A 15,581-nucleotide genomic window follows, 5' to 3' on the forward strand; every position below is an offset into this window, starting at 1 on the left:
TCGGTCACGCGGCCGGCTGCGTCGCGTCTTCTTCCTGCACGGTTCCGGACCGGCAGGTCATTGTCCATCCCCCGGCCAGGGTCCGTCGCCCCGACGGGCGCCCCGGACGGGTCGGCGTCCGGTCAGTCCCGGCTGCCTTGGTCACCCACGAGTGTGCCGATCTTCTCACCCTTGACGGCACGCGCGATATTGCCTTCCGCCAGAAGCTCGAAGACCAGAATGGGCAGCTTGTTGTCCCGGCACAGCGTGATGGCGGTCATGTCGGCGACCTTGAGGTCACGGGTGATGACCTCGCCATAGCTGAGCGAGTCGAACTTGACGGCCTCCGGGTTGGTCTTCGGATCGGAGTCGTAGACTCCGTCCACACCGTTCTTGCCCATGAGCAGCGCCTCGGCGTCGATCTCGAGGGCACGCTGAGCGGCGGTCGTGTCGGTCGAGAAATACGGCATGCCCATGCCGGCGCCGAAGATGACCACGCGGCCCTTCTCCAGGTGGCGCACCGCCCGCAGCGGAATATACGGCTCGGCGACCTGACCCATGGTGATGGCGGTCTGCACGCGCGAGTCGATGCCCTCCTTCTCCAGGAAATCCTGGAGGGCAAGGCAGTTCATGACCGTGCCGAGCATGCCCATGTAGTCGGAACGGGCCCGGTCCATCCCGCGCTGCTGGAGTTCGGCTCCGCGGAAGAAGTTGCCGCCACCGATGACGACGGCGATCTGGGATCCGTCGCGCACCACGGCCGCGATCTCACGGGCGATGGCATGCACCACGTCCGGGTCGACGCCGAGTCCGGTGCCGCCGGAGAACGCCTCTCCGGACAGTTTCAGCAGAAACCGGCCGCGTACTTTGCCGTCGTCGCTCTTCTCGGCCTTGGTGGTCATGGAGATCCCGCCTCTTTTACGTGTCGCACATACGAAGAAGGCCATTGCCGATGGGGGGTGTTTCACATCCCATGCGCGGCAATGGCCTCCTCGTCAGATCTGCTGTCGCCCGTCACGCGCGCGTGCGGGACGGCACACGCGCCTGAAGCGGACGACTGCTTTCGACCGTCGACCCTATCCGGGTCTCCCGTCGATCGCGGTACGGACTCAGATGCCGACCTTGATGCGCGTGAAGCGCTTCAGGGTGACACCCGCCTCGTCCAGAACCTTCTGGACGGACTTCTTGTTGTCGAGGGCGTACGGCTGGCCGAGCAGCGTGGCGTCCTTGAAGAAGCCGTTCAGGCGACCCTCGACGATCTTGGCGATCGCGGCCTCGGGCTTGCCCTCGGCGCGGGTGGTCTCCTCGGCGACACGACGCTCGGACTCGACGACCTCGGCCGGGACGTCCTCCTTGGAGAGGTACTTCGGCGCGAAGGCGGCGATGTGCTGGGCGATGCCCTTGGCGACCTCGGCGTTGGGCTTGTCGAACTCGACGAGGACACCGATCTGCGGCGGCAGGTCCGGCATCGTGCGGTGCATGTACGCCGTGACGAAGCCGTCGGAGAACTGCGCGAAGCGGTCCAGGACGATCTTCTCGCCGAGGTTGGCGTTGGCCTCGTCGACGAACGCCTGAACCGTCTTGCCGGCCTCGATCTCGGAGGCGAGCAGGGCCTCGATGTCGGCCGGGGAGGTCTTGGCGACGTGCTCGGCGATCGCCTTGGCGACGGCCTGGAACTTCTCACCCTTGGCGACGAAGTCCGTCTCGCACTTCAGCTCGACGAGGACACCGGAGGAGTTGTCGTCGGCGATGATCGAGACCACGGCGCCGTTCTCGGCGGAGCGGCCCTCGCGCTTGGCGACGCCCTTCTGGCCCTTGATGCGGAGCGCCTCGACGGCCTTCTCGACGTTGCCCTCGGCCTCGTCCAGCGCCTTCTTGCAGTCCATCATGCCGGCGCCGGTGAGCTCACGGAGCTTCTTGACGTCGGCGGCGGTGTAGTTCGCCATGATCTGTGAATCTCTTCTCGGAGTTCGAAGTCTCGAAGTCGGCGGCCGCCGCGGCTCGGGCGCGGGTCCGCCAAAGATCTACGGGCTACGAAGATCTACGCGCTACGTAGATCTAAGGGCTGCAGGTGAACGGCGAGTGGCGCGCCCGGCGCCACTCGCCCTCACATCAGCCGAACGGGCCTGAGGTCAGGCCTGCTCGCCCTCGGCGACGGCCGGAGCCTCGGTGGCCGGAGCCTCGGCGACCGGAGCCTCGGCGGCCGGAGCTTCGGCGGCCGGGGCGGCCTCCTCGGTGTCGGCCTTCTTCTCGCCCTCGAGCAGGTCGCGCTCCCACTCGGCGAGCGGCTCGCCCGCGGCCTTCTCGCCCTTGCCCTCGGCGGCGGCACCGGAGCGGGCGATGAGGCCCTCGGCCACGGCGTCGGCGATCACACGGGTGAGCAGGGTGACGGAGCGGATCGCGTCGTCGTTGCCCGGGATCTTGTAGTCGACCTCGTCGGGGTCGCAGTTGGTGTCGAGGATCGCGACGACCGGAATGTTGAGCTTGCGGGCCTCGCCGACCGCGATGTGCTCCTTCTTGGTGTCCACGATCCAGACGGCGCTCGGCACCTTCTGCATCTCGCGGATACCACCGAGGGTCTTCTCCAGCTTGGCCTTCTCACGGGAGAGGACCAGGAGCTCCTTCTTGGTCAGACCGGAGGCGGCGACGTCCTCGAAGTCGATCTGCTCCAGCTCCTTGAGGCGCTGCAGACGCTTGTAGACGGTCGAGAAGTTGGTGAGCATGCCGCCCAGCCAGCGCTGGTTCACGTACGGCATGCCGACGCGGGTGGCCTGCTCGGCGATGGCCTCCTGCGCCTGCTTCTTCGTGCCGACGAACATGACGGTGCCGCCGTGGGCGACGGTCTCCTTGACGAACTCGTAGGCGCGGTCGATGTACGACAGCGACTGGAGCAGGTCGATGATGTAGATGCCGTTGCGCTCGGTGAAGATGAAGCGCTTCATCTTCGGGTTCCAGCGACGGGTCTGGTGACCGAAGTGGACGCCGCTCTCCAGCAGCTCCCGCATCGTGACGACGGCCATGGCCGTTCTCCTTGAGTTTCTCGGTTGTGCCGCGGGCACCGGATGGCACCCGCGCCTGACGCCCGCGATGCGCCGTGCCGCAAAGGACCGAGGAGCGCTGACACCGGCCTCATCGAGGGCCTGGTGCCGGGGCGTGCGAAGTCGACCCGGTGACCCGGATCGCCACAAGAAGTGTACGGGACCCGCGGAGCGGCGGGTGACGCCCCTGTCCACAACCGGACGGTTGTCCACAGATCTCGGCCATGATCGCCCGGTGTGCGAGACGGTACCCGCATGCGAGCTGAACGAAATGTGCGGTGGTGGCCCGCGGTGCTGCTGCTGACGGCGGCGGGCGTGTCGACGCCCGTCGCGTCGGTGGTCCCCCGGACCCCCGTCGCGTGGGCGGGCGTGTCACCCCGCCCGGATCCGGCCCCGGCCCCGGCCCCGGCCGGCACGCCGGTCCCCGACCGGACGACGCCCGCCGCCGCCCGCCTGTGGCCGGTGGGCGTCCACCCGACGGTCGTACGGGGCTGGGAGCCTCCGGCTACGCCGTACGGGCCGGGACACCGGGGCGTCGACCTGGCGGCGGCCCCGGGCGACCTCGTGCGGGCGGTGGCGGCCGGCCGGGTCACCTTCGCCGGGCGGGTGGCGGGCCGGGGTGTGGTCTCCGTGGAACTGGCAGGAACGGGCGCGCCACCCCTGCGGACGACGTACGAGCCGGTACGCGCGTCGGTCCGCACGGGAGACACCGTCCGGCCGGGCGAGGTACTCGGAGTACTGGAACCACCGACCGCCCACTGCGCGGGACCGTGTCTGCACTGGGGGCTGCGCCGCGGCGAGACCTATCTGAATCCGCTGTCCCTGCTGCCGCCCTGGCTGCTGCGTGTGGGGCCGTCGCGGCTGCTGCGGGTGGAGGGGGTGCCGTTGCCTTAGCGGGGGCTTGTGGGTGGGAGGGAGGGGGAGGGGGGAGGGCCCCCCGAGGGGAAGCTCAGCCCCGGACGCCCCGCAGGGCCATGGCGACCGCCGCCTCGGTGATGACGGCCGGGTCCTCCGCGGCTCCCAGCTCGATGCGCCGTACCGCCGCGTCGACCACTCCCTGGAGCAGCATGGCCGTGAGCCGGGGCTCGTCATGCCCCATCGCGCCGAGCGTGTCGGCGATCATCGTCACGAGCCCGCCGTGCGCGGCCCGGATCTTCTCGCGCGCCCCGGCGTCCAGTTCGCTCGCCGAGATGGCGACCACGGCCCGGTGCCGGCGGTCCCCCACCAGCGCCAGCTGCTGCCGCACATACGCCTCGATCTTCGCCTCGGGACCGTCCGCCGCCGCCATGGCCGCCTCGACCTCCGCGGCCCAGACGGGGAAGTCGACCGCGCACAGTTCCTCGACGACGGCCGCGCGGGAGCGGAAGTACTCGTACACGGAGGAGCGCGCCAGGCCGGTCCGCTCGGCGAGGGCCGGGAACGTCAGTGCGTCCGTACCGCCCTCGGACAGGAGGGACCGGGCCGCGTCCAGCAGGGCGGCTCGCTGCATCGACCGGTGCTCGGCCACGGAGGCCGCTCGAATCCTTGGCACGTCAACCACTGTACGGACGGAGCGCCGCCCGCGGGAGCCACTGGCCCGTGTGTGCCGCTCGCCTGGGCCAGTCGTGCGCCGTGTGCGGGCTTTTGGGCTACGTGCGCCCGGCGCGTGCCGCCGGTCCGGGCGGCCACGGGCCGTCGTGCTCGGCCGTCGTCCCGGGTCAGCGCCCGAAGCCGGCCAGCTTGGCCCGTAGCTGGAGGACCGACTTCGTGTGGATCTGGCTCACGCGGCTCTCGGTGACGCCGAGCACATTGCCGATCTCGGCGAGTGTGAGTCCTTCGTAGTAGTAGAGCGTCACCACGGTCTTCTCCCGGTCGGGCAGCGTGTTGATCGCCCGGGCGAGGAAGCGTCGAAGCTCCCGGTCCTCGGCCACCTCCACGGGGTTGTCCGCGGCGGTGTCCTCGAGGGTGTCCATGAGGCTGAGCCGGTCGCCTCCCTCGCCGCCGACGTGCAGCAGCTCCTCCAGGGCCACCACGTTCGCCAGCGACAGCTGGCTGAAGACGGCGTGGAGTTCCTCGACGCCGATGCCCATCTCGGCCGCGACCTCGCCTTCGGTGGGGGTGCGTCGCAGCCGCGCCTCCAGGGTCGCGTACGCCCGTTCCACGCTGCGCGCCTTCTGCCGCACCGACCGGGGGATCCAGTCCAGCGCCCGCAGCTCGTCGATCATCGCGCCCCGGATCCGGGTGATCGCGTACGTCTCGAACTTGATCTCCCGGTCGATGTCGAACTTCTCGATCGCGTCGATCAGCCCGAAGACTCCGGACGACACGAAGTCCGCCTGTTCCACATTGGCCGGCAGGCCTACGCTCACGCGCCCCGCCACGTACTTCACCAACGGCGAGTAGTGCAGGATCAGCTGCTCCCGCAGCCGCTCGTCTCCCGTCTCCTTGTACGACCGCCACAACTCGTCGAGCGTCGAGGGAGCGGGCGGGCGCACGCTGCCGCCGTCACGGGCGGCTGGGGGGTGCGCCGCCCGGTCGGACCCGGAGGTGTGCTGGGGCATTCGTCGCCTTGTGCCGTTCTGCCGTGGACTGGGGATGCCTGGGTGAGCTGTCGGTCTGATGTCGAGGGCCTTCTGAGTCGGGATCCTCGTGAGCGTAGCGTGACTGCGGTGTCGCAGTGTGCGAAGGGCGAGGCGTCACCCGTGCGCGAAGGGGTGTGGTGGGACGTCTGCCGCGGTGATGGCCGTCGCCCTGAGTGATCGCCGGAAAGGGTCAACTGGTGGAATTGCCAAGGGCGTCGGGGGTCGCCCGGACGGCCGAACACGCTGGGTCAACACTGACCGTGATCTTGTCGGACGGAGGTCACCGCCTGGCGTGTCAACTTCCAGCCGTCGCCGTGTCGTTCGACGAATCCAAGTGATCGGAGTTCGTACAGTCTCCCGACCGCGTCGTCCTCGCTGGTCTGGGCACCGCGGGCGATCTCGCCCGCCGCCGCCGTGCCGCGCCCGGGCAGCGCTGCCAGTACGCGCCGGGCGGCCGGTTCCAGCAGGTCGCGGGGGAGCACGGGGCCGCGCCGGTCCGGAGCGAGCTCTCCCATGCCTCCGACGAGTTCGACGATTTCGGCGGCGTCCGTGACCAGCACCGCTTCGCCGCGCAGCAGTTCGTGGACTCCTGCGGACAGCCTGCTGGTGGCCGGCCCGGGCACGCCCATGGTGTGGCGGCCGAGTCGCTGTGCGGCACGCGCCGTGACCAGGGAGCCACTGCGGTGGGCGGCCTCGACGACGACGGTGCCGCGGGTGAGCGCCGCGATGACGCGGTTCCGCACGATGAATCTGCTGGGTGTCGGGTGATCGCCGGGGGGGCAGTTCTCCGATCACGAGGCCCTGCTCGGCGATTCTGGTGATCAGCCCTGTGTGGCCGCGTGGGTAGGGCCGGTCGACTCCGCAGGCCAGTACGGCGGCGGTGGAGCCGCCGGCGCCGAGGGCTCCGCGGTGGGCCGCTCCGTCGACGCCGTAGGCGCCGCCCGACACCACGACCCATCCGCACTCGGCGAGGCCTGCGGCGAGGGTGGCCGCCATGTGGGCGCCGTACTCGGTGCAGGCACGGGCGCCGACGACCGCGACGGACCGCAGGGCCCACAGTCGCAGGGCGGGGCGGCCGCGCACCCACAGCCCGATGGGGCGGGCGTCCCCGAGGTCGTCGAGTTGTGCCGGCCACTCGGGGCCGCCGGGGCACAGGAATCGCATTCCCGTCTCCCGGGCGGCGGTCCAGTCGCGCTCCGGCTCGGCTCTCTCGGCGCGCGCCCGCAGTCCCGCCCATCGCTTTTCCGGTACTCCCGGCAGCCGTGCCCGTGTACCCCTCAGCCGTCGGGCCACCTCCTCGGCCCCGTACTCGCGGATCCACCGGCCTGCCGTCTCGTCGCCGGGCTCGAGGACGCGGGTGAGGAAGATCCGGGCGAGGCGTTCACCGTCCGGGGTGTCGTCCCGGCTCATGCGGAGGCTCCGATGGCCATCGGTACACCCCGTGGAACGCCGGTGCGCAGTTGGAGGGCCAAGGCGACGTCGGCAGCGTCGGGACGGGGGTGCCCCGCGAGGTCGGCGACGGTCCAGGCGACGCGCAGCACCCGGTCCAGCCCTCGGGCGGTCAGCGTCCCGCGTTCGAGACTGCGCTCGGCCTGGTCCATGGCGCCGCCGGCGGCGTGCCAGCGGTTGCGCAGCTCTCGGCCCGGGATCTCGCTGTTGGTTCGCCAGGGGGTGTCCGCCAGGCGGGCCGCCGCTCGCTGCCGGGCGTCGTGGACCCGGGCGGCCACTGTCGCGGTGGATTCACCGGGGGCGCGGCGCCCGGTGAGTTCGGCGCGGGTGACCGGATCCACCTCGACGCGGAGGTCGACGCGGTCCAGGAGTGGGCCGGAGAGCCGGGCCTGGTAGCGGCGGATCGCCGAGGGCGGGCATTCGCAGAGGGTGTCGCGTAGGGAGAAGCGGCCGCAGGGGCACGGGTTGGCCGCGAGCACCATCAGGAATTTCGCGGGGAACCGTACGACACCGGCGCTGCGGGCGATCACGACGTGTCCCGCTTCCAGGGGCTGGCGGAGTGCGTCGAGGGCCTGGCTGTTGAACTCGGGTGTCTCGTCGAGGAAGAGGATGCCCCGGTGGGAGAGCGACACGGCGCCGGGGCGGGCGACGCCGGGTCCGCCGCCTACGAGCGCCTGCATGGTGGCCGAGTGGTGCGGGGCGCAGTAGGGGGGTGTGTCGATGAGGGGCTTGCCCGGGGGGAGCAGTCCGGCCACCGAGTGCACCGCCGTGACTTCCAGCGATTCCTGCCTGGTGAGTTTGGGCAGGAGGGCGGGCAGTCGTTCCGCGAGCATGGTCTTTCCGGCGCCGGGTGGTCCTTCGAGGAACAGGTGGTGTCCGCCGGCCGCTGCGACTTCCACTGCGGTGCGTGCGGAGATCTGGCCGACGACGTCGGCCAGATCGTGGTCCTGGTCGTGCTGGGCGGCGCGCAGGCTGTGCATGCCCGTGGCCGCGCCGGTGCCGGGCACGCGCAGGCCGGCGAGGAGCGGGTCGGGGCGGCCCTGTTCATCCGGTTCTTCTTCGGGTACGGGTTCGTCCGCGAGGATCGCGATCAGCTGGCGCAGGCTGCGGACGCCGAGTACGGAGACACCGGGTACGAGTGAGGCCTCGGCGGCCGCGCACTCGGGTACGACCACCTGTTCGTACCCGGCGTCCGCCGCGGCGAGTACGGCGGGGAGGATGCCCCGCACGGGCCGGACCCGTCCGTCCAGTCCCAGCTCGCCGATCATCACGATGTCGGCGAGTACGCGCGGGTCGATCCGCTCCGCGGCGCCGAGCACCGCGCAGGCGACGGCGAGGTCGAAGCCGCTGCCGGCCTTCGGAACGGAGGCCGGGCTGAGCCCCACGGTGAGTTTTTTGGACGGCCAGGGCGCGCCGGCGTTCACCACCGCGGCCCGTACGCGGTCGCGGCTCTCGGTGAGGCTCTTGTCGGGGAGGCCCACCAGGGTGAACGCGGCGACGCCGGGTTCGAGGTCGGCCTGGACCTCGACGACCACGCCTTCGACGCCGACCAGCGCGACGGAGCATGTGCGTGCGAAGCCCATCACGCCACCCCCCGCGCGTGCTCGACCACGGGGGCGCCGCGCTCGGGCAGCAGGACGCCGACGATGTCGACCCGGACTCCGCCCGGTGGTGCGCCGCCGTGGCCTTGGATCCAGCGCTCGGCGAGGCCGCGCAGCCGGTCCGCTTTCGCGGGTGTGATGGCGGCCATGGGGTGCTGGAAGGAGCCGCCTGTGCGGGTCTTGACCTCGCAGACCACCAGCACGTCGCCGTCTTGGGCGACGATGTCGATCTCACCGCTGCGGCCGCAGCGCCAGTTGCGCTCCAGGACCGTCATTCCGGCTTCGGACAGGCGCCGGGCGGCCAGTTCCTCGCCGTACCTGCCCCGTGCGCTGCGTGCCTGATGTGTGCTCATGTCGGCACCACCTCCGGCGCCCACCGTCACGCATGCGGCATCCCGCTGTGGATCTTGGTGGACAGGCCGGTGGTTGTGGACAACTCCGTCACCCGGGCGGGTGAGGTGGTGCCGTCCGTCACCCGCTGGGCAGCTCGAGATCGGTCTTGTTCAGCTCCTCGATGTTCACATCCTTGAACGTAAGGACGCGTACCTGCTTCACGAAGCGTGCGGGCCTGTACATGTCCCACACCCAGGCGTCCGCCATGGACACCTCGAAGAACACCTCGCCCTGGACCGAGTGCACCTGCATCTCGTAGTCGTTGGTGAGGTAGAAGCGCCGCTCGGTCTCGATCACGTATTTGAACAGACCGACGACATCGCGGTACTCCCGGTAGAGCTTGAGCTCCATCTCGGTCTCGTACTTCTCGAGGTCCTCGGCGCTCATGGCATGTTCCCCTTCAGCCGTGCGGTCCCACCATTGTGCGCCAGTCCCGTGAGCCCCTAGACGATTTCGGTGTCGAGGACTTCGGGAGTGGCCGGGGGGCCTTCGTCGAGCAGCCTGCGGAGCAGCTCGGCGAGTCTCGTCGGATACACCGTCTCATGCGACTCGGCCAGTTCCCGGCACGACCACCACCGTGCTCCGGCGACGCTGCGCTTTTCCAGCTCCGTCAGGCCCGGCGGCTCCATCAGGCCCGGTGCGGCCGTGGCGGTCCGGGCCGTGCGGGCCAGGTAGTACCACTCGTCCTGGTTCCAGCGGCGGCCGGCGAACGGGAAGGAGCAGGTGCGCCGCCACAGCACCGGGCCCAGCTCGACATCCGTGATGCCGGTCTCCTCGGCCAGCTCGCGCAGTGCGGCCTGCTCGCGGGTCTCCTCGCCCTCCACGCCGCCTCCGGGCGTGAACCACCAGTCGTCGGCCGGATCGTCCGGCTCGTGCCCGTGCAGCAGCAGGATGCGGTCCTCGGGGTCGAGGAGCACCACCCGGGCCACCTTGCGCAGCCCGTCCTCGCCGGTCCTCCCCGCCCCGCCCTCGCCCGCGTCGGGCCCGTGCGGCCGGTGGGGCTCGCGAGGCCCGCAGGGCTCCCCCGGGCCGTCCGGCCCGTAAGGCTCCCGCGGGTCGTGCGGCTCGCTCGGGGAGGAGAGGGGCGGCGGCGCCTCAGCGGACACCGGCCGGCTCCGCCCGTACCGCGCCGGAGCGTTTGCGGGCCGCGCGGCGGGCGATCGGCCCGTATGCGCCGCCCGCCATCACCAGCACCGCGCCCGCCGCGATCGTGCCGAGGATCAGCGACAGCGGCCCCGGAGAGGAGAGCGGGCCCAGTTCCTCGAAGCCGGTCGGGCGGGCCAGCATGCCGTTCAGGGGCCACACCACGGCGTCCACGCGGGCGTCCACCGCCTCACGCCCCACCGTGCCGCTGAAGGCCTCCGTCAGGTGGGCCGTGGAGTCCAGGGAGCCGCTGCGCTCGTCGCCGAGCATGAACAGCCGGTCCTTCGGAACGGTGATCGTGGGGATGTTCCGGAACTCCGCGGCCTGGCCCTTGGCCAGGTACGACTCGTGGATCTCCTTGCCGTTCACGGTCAGCCGGCCGTCGGTGCAGCAGGCGACGGTGTCGCCGCCGACGGCCACGACCCGCTTGACCAGGGGCAGGTCGCCCCAGCTCTTCTGCCGGAAGACGACGACGTCGCCGCGCTTGACGTCGGCGCCGTCCACGCGCTGGGCGAGCACCCGGTCACCGGCGACGATGGTGGGCGACATGGAGTCGGTCGGCACGGTGTAGGGCTTGTAGACGATCGCGCCCCAGACGAACCCGCCGAGGAAGAGCACACAGCCGAAGGCCACGGCCAGCCCCGACAGCGTGCTGCCGAGCCGTCCGCGGCCCTCTTCCATACGGCCAGTACGACCAGTCCCGCTCATGCCAGTGCTCCCCAGGTCGGAGAATCGATCCCCGCGGCCGTCCGGGACCACGGGAGATCGGCGATCTGGGACGGCACCCTACCCGGCGGTACCGCCGCCGGGAACCCGAGGGTTTCCGGCGGTAAGGCGCGCGGTGAGGCGGCGCCTGCGCCACAGGACCAGCGGAAGGGCGCCCGTCAGGCCGAGGGCGGCGGGGGCCGTCACATCCAGGCCCTGCTCGAAGGTGTCCGGGATCGGCAGAGTGTTCCAGCGGGTCGGCGGCCAGGCGACGACGATGGCGCGGCCCACGACGTTCCCCACCGGCACGAAGCCCTGGTACTTGTCCTGCTGGTGGTAGCGGGAGTCCAGCGAGTTCTGCCGGTGGTCGCCCATGACCCAGATTTTGCCCGGAGGCACCGTGACCTTGAACTGGCCGCCCTGTTCGTCGACGCTGCACGGGGTGTTGCCCGGGTACACATACGGCTCGTTGAGCGGCTTGCCGTTGACGATCAGGGGGCCGGTGTTCCTGCACTCGACGGTGTCGCCGGCGACCCCGACCACCCGCTTGATGAGGTCCTTCTCCTCCGCGGACGGCATCAGGCCGATCCAGCTCAGGGCCGTCTGCAGGGCGTTGGGGGTCGCGGTGGGCTCACCCGCCAGCCAGTTGTCCGGGTCGTGGAAGACGACGACCTCGCCGCGGGTGGGCTGAGAGCCGAACCAGGGGGTCAGCTTGTCCACGAGGACGCGGTCACCCTGCTGGAGGGTGTTCTGCATGGAGTCCGAGGGGATCGAGAACGCCTGCACCAGGAACGTCTTGATCAGCAGCGCAAGGACCAGCGCGATGCCGATGAGGAGCGGAAGTTCCTTCCAGAAGGAGCGCTGCTTCGGCGGCTGGCGGGTCTGTCCGCCGCCGTCCTGGGCGACGCCACCGTCCGAGGGGTCACTCCCGGAGCCGGTGTTGTCGTCCGCGGCCGGGGCAGCCGCGTCGTCGGGTCGTTGCGGTCTCTCTTCGGGACCTTCGTGCCCGGACCGTGCGCCGACCGCCAATTCCCCCACATCCACTCCTCACTCCGTACCGCCGCCGGCGCCTGAGTCGGCGCAGGCCCACCACTCCCATAACGAGCGGGAGTTCCGCAGGGCTCGGGAGGGGGATCAATCCGTATCGATCCGCGGAGGCCACCCTATGCGACGGACCGAGCGCGGTGGTCGACCCGCTCGGCACGGACGCGTAAGTGTCTGGTTCCCTCAGACGTGTCCAGTGCCCGATGGGCCAGGCGATGACCATGGCGCGCCCGACGACGGACTTCTCCGAGACGGTCCCGCCGTACTTCTCCGTGCGGTGGTAGCGCGAGTCGGCCGAGTTGGCCCGGTGATCGCCCATGACCCACAGACGGCCCGGGGGCACGGTCATGGAGAAGGCGAAGTCCGAAGGTTTGTTTCCCGGGTGAATGTACGGCTCGTTGAGGGGCATGCCGTTGACGGTGACGCGGCCCTGCGCGTCACAGCACTTGACGGTGTCTCCGCCGACCGCGACGACCCGCTTGATGAGGTCCTTGTCGTTGTCGGAGGGCAGCAGGCCGATCCAGGTGAGACCTTCCTTGATCTGCTTGACGACGACCGGGTCGTTCTTCTTGGTCGTCTTCTCGCCCGCGAGCCAGTTTCCGGGGTCCCGGAAGACGACGACGTCGCCACGCTGCGGCTTGGAGCCGAACCAGGGGGTGAACTTGTCCACGAGGACGCGGTCGCCGATCTGGATCGTGTTCTCCATGGAGCCGGACGGGATCACGAAAGCCTGCACCAGGAAGGTCTTCAGGACCAGGGCTATGAGGACGGCGACGCCGACGAGGAGGGGTATCTCCTTGGCCGCAGAACGCCTTCTCTTGCGCTTGACCTTGCGCTGGAGCTTGCGCCGCTCGGCGCGGCTGCGTCCGGTGGGGCCACTGCCGGCTGCGCGCCGTGCGCCGGTGGGCAGGAGATTCTGTGTGGCGGTGTCGGTCGGCAGGCCGCGCGGTTTGCCGCGGTTACCCATGGGCACCGTCCGCCTTCTCCGGCGCGCCGGCCGCCGCGGCGGGTACGCGCGTGTAGGCGCCGGGGCGGGACAGTCGCCGGAGGTCCGCAGCGGGCCAGATCACCCAGTCGGCCCTGCCGATCACGGCGCCGAGCGGGATCATGCCGCCGCCCGGGGAGCCCAAGTGGTCACGGGAGTCACTGGAGTCGCTGCGGTGGTCGCCGAGCACGAAGAGGGTGCCGGCGGGCACGACGACGTCGAAGGGGACGTCGGATGGGCTGTTCCCCGGGTACAGAAACGCCGACTCGTCGACCGACCGGCCGTTCACGTCGAGCCTCCCCTCCCTGTCGCAGCAGACCACATGGTCTCCCCCCACACCGACTACCCGCTTGATGTAGTCGGCGTTCCCGAAGTATCCGGTGCCGTCGAACACGACGACATCTCCCCGCTGCGGTTTCGATCCGAAACGGTACGCCAACTTATTTACGAGCACGCGGTCCCCAACCCTCAATCCGCGTTCCATCGAACCGCTGGGAATGTCGAAGGGCTGTACGACCCAGGTGCTGAGGGTGAGCAGGAAGAGCAGGCAGAGAAGGACGGTCAGGGTGATCCGTCCGCCGGGCAGCCGGTCGGCGATCCGGGACACCGACGCGAAGCGCGACCGTCCCTCCGCACCCGGTGTGTCCGAGGTCTCCTCGGGGTCTTCCGGGCTGGAGGAGCGGCCGCGCTCCGTGTGCTGTGTCTCGGTGTCCATCGGGGCCAGATGTTATCCGGCCCCGTCGGGGACCCCGGGAGGCGCTCAGTTCTCGCGCTTCTCCTTGATCTTCGCCGCCTTGCCGCGCAGCTCGCGCAGGTAGTACAGCTTGGCGCGGCGCACGTCGCCCTTGGTGACGAGCTCGATCTTCTCGACGATCGGGGTGTGCACCGGGAAGGTGCGCTCGACGCCGACGGAGAAGGAGACCTTGCGGACCGTGAAGGTCTCGCGCACACCGGAGCCCTGGCGGCGGATCACTACGCCCTTGAACTGCTGCACACGGGAGCGGTTGCCCTCGATGACGCGGACGTGGACGTTGACCGTGTCACCGGGGCGGAAGGCCGGGAGGTCGGTGCGCAGCGACGCGGCGTCGACGGAGTCGAGCAGGTGAGACATTTCGTCTGCTTTCTTCGCCGATGCCACAGGTCATCGACGGAAGGTAGTTTGCGGTAGGAAGTCGCCGACCGGGTCGGGGCGGGCGTCGTGTCCCCCTGTGGCAGGGGCGCACGCCGGACCTCGGGCAACAGCCGCCTATTCTTCCACGGCCGTGGCCCTGCGCCAAAATCGGCCGTGCGGTGCGCCCTGCGGGTCCGGTGCCCAGCCCAGAATGGAGAGCATCTCGCGGTCCTTCTTGTCGAAGGCCGAGGGCTCGCAGCGCTCGATCAGATCGGGCCGGTTGGCGGTCGTACGCCTCAGGGCCTCGTCCCGGCGCCAGCGGGCGATCCTGCCGTGGTGGCCGCTGAGCAGCACGTCGGGGATCCCGCGCCCGCGCCAGGCCGGCGGCTTGGTGTAGACGGGCCCTTCCAGCAGGTTCGCCATCGCGCCGGGCGCGAAGGAGTCGTCCCGGTGGGACTCGGCGTTTCCGAGGACGCCCGGCAGCAGTCGGGCCACCGCTTCGGTGATGACCAGGACGGCCGCCTCGCCGCCGGCGAGGACGTAGTCGCCGATGGAGACCTCGTACACGGGTATGCGGGTCGCGTACTCGTCGATGACGCGGCGGTCGATGCCCTCGTAGCGGGCGGGCGTGAAGATCAGCCACGGCCGCTCGGACAGCTCGACCGCGAGCTTCTGGGTGAAGGGGCGGCCGCTGGGCGTGGGGACGATCAGCGCCGGAGCGTGGGAGCCGGATTCGTAGCCGTCGCACAGGACGGAGTCCAGGGCGTCGCCCCAGGGCTCGGTCTTCATGACCATGCCGGGGCCGCCGCCGTAGGGGGTGTCGTCGACGGTGTTGTGCCGGTCGTACGTCCAGGACCGCAGATCGTGGAGGTGCACGTCGAGCTGTCCCCGCGCGCGTGCCTTGCCGACGAGGGAGACGTTCAGCGGTTCCAGGTACTCGGGGAAGATCGTGACGACGTCCAGCCGCATCACGCCTCGTCTCCCGAAACGTCGATCTCGGCCCGGTCGTCGATCAGCCCGGGCGGCGGGTCGATGACCGCCCGCTGCTGATCCAGGTCGATCTCGGTGACGATCTCCGCCACGAACGGGATCAGCACCTCGGTGCCGTCCGCGCGCTCGACCACGAACAGGTCCTGCGAGGGCAGGTGCGAGACCTCGGTGATGCGGCCCACCGGCACGCCGTCCCCGGTGACGACGTCGAGGTCGATCAGCTGGTGGTCGTAGTACTCGTCCTCGCCCTCGGGCAGCTCGTCCGGGTCGACCTCGGCGATCAGGAGGATGTTGCGGAGCGCTTCGGCGGCGTTGCGGTCGGCGACGCCCTCGAACCGCAGGAGCAGGTTGCCGCTGTGCACCCGGCCGGATGCGATGGTGAGCGGCCCCGCGGCGGCGGGATCGGTGGCGAGCACGGCGCCTGGCGCGAGCCTGAGTTCCGGCTCGTCGGTACGTACCTCCACGGTGACCTCGCCCTTGATGCCGTGGGCGCGGCCGATCCGTGCGACTACCAGCTGCACTTGTGAAGATCTCCTGTCGTCACGACGACGGGCCGGGGACGGCCCAGTGGCCCTCCCCGGC

Annotated in this window: 17 protein-coding genes and 1 pseudogene; 1 reads left to right on the plus strand and 17 read right to left on the minus strand. The window is 70.4% G+C overall.

All coding sequences use genetic code 11. From position 1 onward, the window contains the following. Positions 1-122: 122 nt before the first annotated feature. The 3 genes from pyrH to rpsB form a co-directional block, all read right to left on the minus strand. Positions 123-881 (minus strand): UMP kinase, encoded by a 759-nt coding sequence (pyrH, locus tag LZ604_RS10750; RefSeq protein ID WP_234514508.1) that lies wholly within the window; start codon positions 879-881, stop codon positions 123-125. Between the two features lie 207 nt (positions 882-1,088). Continuing rightward, complete coding sequence (gene tsf, locus LZ604_RS10755) at positions 1,089-1,925, minus strand: translation elongation factor Ts (RefSeq protein ID WP_234514510.1); 837 nt, start codon at positions 1,923-1,925, stop codon at positions 1,089-1,091. Between the two features lie 186 nt (positions 1,926-2,111). After that, positions 2,112-2,999, minus strand: a complete 888-nt coding sequence (gene rpsB, locus LZ604_RS10760) for a 30S ribosomal protein S2 (protein WP_234514512.1) — start codon at positions 2,997-2,999, stop codon at positions 2,112-2,114. 273 nt (positions 3,000-3,272) lie between these two features. On the opposite strand from rpsB, the gene LZ604_RS10765 reads away from it, so the two are divergent. Continuing rightward, positions 3,273-3,911, plus strand: a complete 639-nt coding sequence (locus LZ604_RS10765) for a murein hydrolase activator EnvC family protein (protein WP_234514526.1) — start codon at positions 3,273-3,275, stop codon at positions 3,909-3,911. A gap of 55 nt (positions 3,912-3,966) precedes the next feature. Here the strand turns inward: LZ604_RS10765 and LZ604_RS10770 are convergent, their stop codons facing one another. From LZ604_RS10770 to rimM, 14 genes and pseudogenes are all read right to left on the minus strand, one after another. After that, complete coding sequence (locus LZ604_RS10770) at positions 3,967-4,524, minus strand: TetR/AcrR family transcriptional regulator (protein WP_234514925.1); 558 nt, start codon at positions 4,522-4,524, stop codon at positions 3,967-3,969. A gap of 190 nt (positions 4,525-4,714) precedes the next feature. Continuing rightward, positions 4,715-5,557 carry an RNA polymerase sigma factor WhiG gene (gene whiG, locus LZ604_RS10775; protein ID WP_234514528.1) on the minus strand — a complete coding sequence of 281 codons (843 nt, stop codon included), beginning with the start codon at positions 5,555-5,557 and terminating at the stop codon, positions 4,715-4,717. Positions 5,558-5,826: 269 nt separating this feature from the next. Further along, positions 5,827-6,988, minus strand: a pseudogene (dprA, locus tag LZ604_RS10780) (DNA-processing protein DprA). Continuing rightward, entirely contained in the window at positions 6,985-8,610 is a 1,626-nt protein-coding gene (locus LZ604_RS10785; protein WP_234514540.1) for a YifB family Mg chelatase-like AAA ATPase, read from the minus strand. Before LZ604_RS10785 ends, dprA begins: the two are co-directional and overlap by 4 nt. Further along, entirely contained in the window at positions 8,610-9,011 is a 402-nt protein-coding gene (locus tag LZ604_RS10790) for a YraN family protein (RefSeq protein WP_234514542.1), read from the minus strand. The genes LZ604_RS10785 and LZ604_RS10790 overlap by 1 nt, the downstream gene beginning before the upstream one ends. 88 nt (positions 9,012-9,099) lie before the next feature. Further along, positions 9,100-9,408, minus strand: a complete 309-nt coding sequence (locus LZ604_RS10795) for a DUF2469 domain-containing protein (protein ID WP_067395620.1) — start codon at positions 9,406-9,408, stop codon at positions 9,100-9,102. 56 nt (positions 9,409-9,464) lie between these two features. Continuing rightward, positions 9,465-9,959: an NUDIX hydrolase gene (locus LZ604_RS10800; RefSeq protein ID WP_234514926.1), complete on the minus strand. Its 495-nt coding sequence runs from the start codon at positions 9,957-9,959 to the stop codon at positions 9,465-9,467. Positions 9,960-10,116: 157 nt separating this feature from the next. Beyond that, complete coding sequence (gene lepB, locus LZ604_RS10805) at positions 10,117-10,872, minus strand: signal peptidase I (RefSeq protein ID WP_234514545.1); 756 nt, start codon at positions 10,870-10,872, stop codon at positions 10,117-10,119. 78 nt (positions 10,873-10,950) lie between these two features. Continuing rightward, positions 10,951-11,907 carry a signal peptidase I gene (lepB, locus tag LZ604_RS10810; protein ID WP_234514548.1) on the minus strand — a complete coding sequence of 319 codons (957 nt, stop codon included), beginning with the start codon at positions 11,905-11,907 and terminating at the stop codon, positions 10,951-10,953. Further along, on the minus strand, positions 11,792-12,880 hold the full coding sequence (lepB, locus tag LZ604_RS10815) for a signal peptidase I (protein ID WP_234514550.1): 1,089 nt from the start codon (positions 12,878-12,880) through the stop codon (positions 11,792-11,794). The genes lepB (LZ604_RS10810) and lepB (LZ604_RS10815) overlap by 116 nt, the downstream gene beginning before the upstream one ends. Then, the gene (lepB, locus tag LZ604_RS10820; protein ID WP_234514563.1) at positions 12,873-13,613 is read right to left on the minus strand and encodes a signal peptidase I; all 741 of its coding nucleotides are present in this window, start codon (positions 13,611-13,613) and stop codon (positions 12,873-12,875) included. Before lepB (LZ604_RS10820) ends, lepB (LZ604_RS10815) begins: the two co-directional genes overlap by 8 nt. A gap of 45 nt (positions 13,614-13,658) precedes the next feature. Then, on the minus strand, positions 13,659-14,009 hold the full coding sequence (gene rplS / locus LZ604_RS10825; RefSeq protein WP_234514565.1) for a 50S ribosomal protein L19: 351 nt from the start codon (positions 14,007-14,009) through the stop codon (positions 13,659-13,661). A gap of 135 nt (positions 14,010-14,144) precedes the next feature. After that, positions 14,145-14,978 carry a tRNA (guanosine(37)-N1)-methyltransferase TrmD gene (gene trmD / locus LZ604_RS10830; protein WP_234514927.1) on the minus strand — a complete coding sequence of 278 codons (834 nt, stop codon included), beginning with the start codon at positions 14,976-14,978 and terminating at the stop codon, positions 14,145-14,147. After that, positions 14,978-15,520 (minus strand): ribosome maturation factor RimM, encoded by a 543-nt coding sequence (gene rimM / locus LZ604_RS10835; RefSeq protein ID WP_234514567.1) that lies wholly within the window; start codon positions 15,518-15,520, stop codon positions 14,978-14,980. Before rimM ends, trmD begins: the two co-directional genes overlap by 1 nt. Between the last annotated feature and the right edge of the window lie 61 nt (positions 15,521-15,581).

The sequence above is a fragment of the Streptomyces glomeratus genome (genome assembly GCF_021462825.1).
GTDB lineage: Bacteria > Actinomycetota > Actinomycetes > Streptomycetales > Streptomycetaceae > Streptomyces > Streptomyces glomeratus.

Bases quoted from the DNA above. Each gene is read 5' to 3' on its own strand.
- lepB (WP_234514563.1), bottom strand. From the start codon at position 13,613: ATGGACACCGAGACACAGCACACGGAGCGCGGCCGCTCCTCCAGCCCG.
- tsf (WP_234514510.1), bottom strand. From the start codon at position 1,925: ATGGCGAACTACACCGCCGCCGACGTCAAGAAGCTCCGTGAGCTCACC.
- pyrH (WP_234514508.1), bottom strand. From the start codon at position 881: ATGACCACCAAGGCCGAGAAGAGCGACGACGGCAAAGTACGCGGCCGG.
- LZ604_RS10765 (WP_234514526.1), top strand. From the start codon at position 3,273: ATGCGAGCTGAACGAAATGTGCGGTGGTGGCCCGCGGTGCTGCTGCTG.
- rplS (WP_234514565.1), bottom strand. From the start codon at position 14,009: ATGTCTCACCTGCTCGACTCCGTCGACGCCGCGTCGCTGCGCACCGAC.
- whiG (WP_234514528.1), bottom strand. From the start codon at position 5,557: ATGCCCCAGCACACCTCCGGGTCCGACCGGGCGGCGCACCCCCCAGCC.
- lepB (WP_234514545.1), bottom strand. From the start codon at position 10,872: ATGAGCGGGACTGGTCGTACTGGCCGTATGGAAGAGGGCCGCGGACGG.
- lepB (WP_234514550.1), bottom strand. From the start codon at position 12,880: ATGGGTAACCGCGGCAAACCGCGCGGCCTGCCGACCGACACCGCCACA.
- trmD (WP_234514927.1), bottom strand. From the start codon at position 14,978: ATGCGGCTGGACGTCGTCACGATCTTCCCCGAGTACCTGGAACCGCTG.
- LZ604_RS10795 (WP_067395620.1), bottom strand. From the start codon at position 9,408: ATGAGCGCCGAGGACCTCGAGAAGTACGAGACCGAGATGGAGCTCAAG.
- LZ604_RS10785 (WP_234514540.1), bottom strand. From the start codon at position 8,610: ATGGGCTTCGCACGCACATGCTCCGTCGCGCTGGTCGGCGTCGAAGGC.
- rpsB (WP_234514512.1), bottom strand. From the start codon at position 2,999: ATGGCCGTCGTCACGATGCGGGAGCTGCTGGAGAGCGGCGTCCACTTC.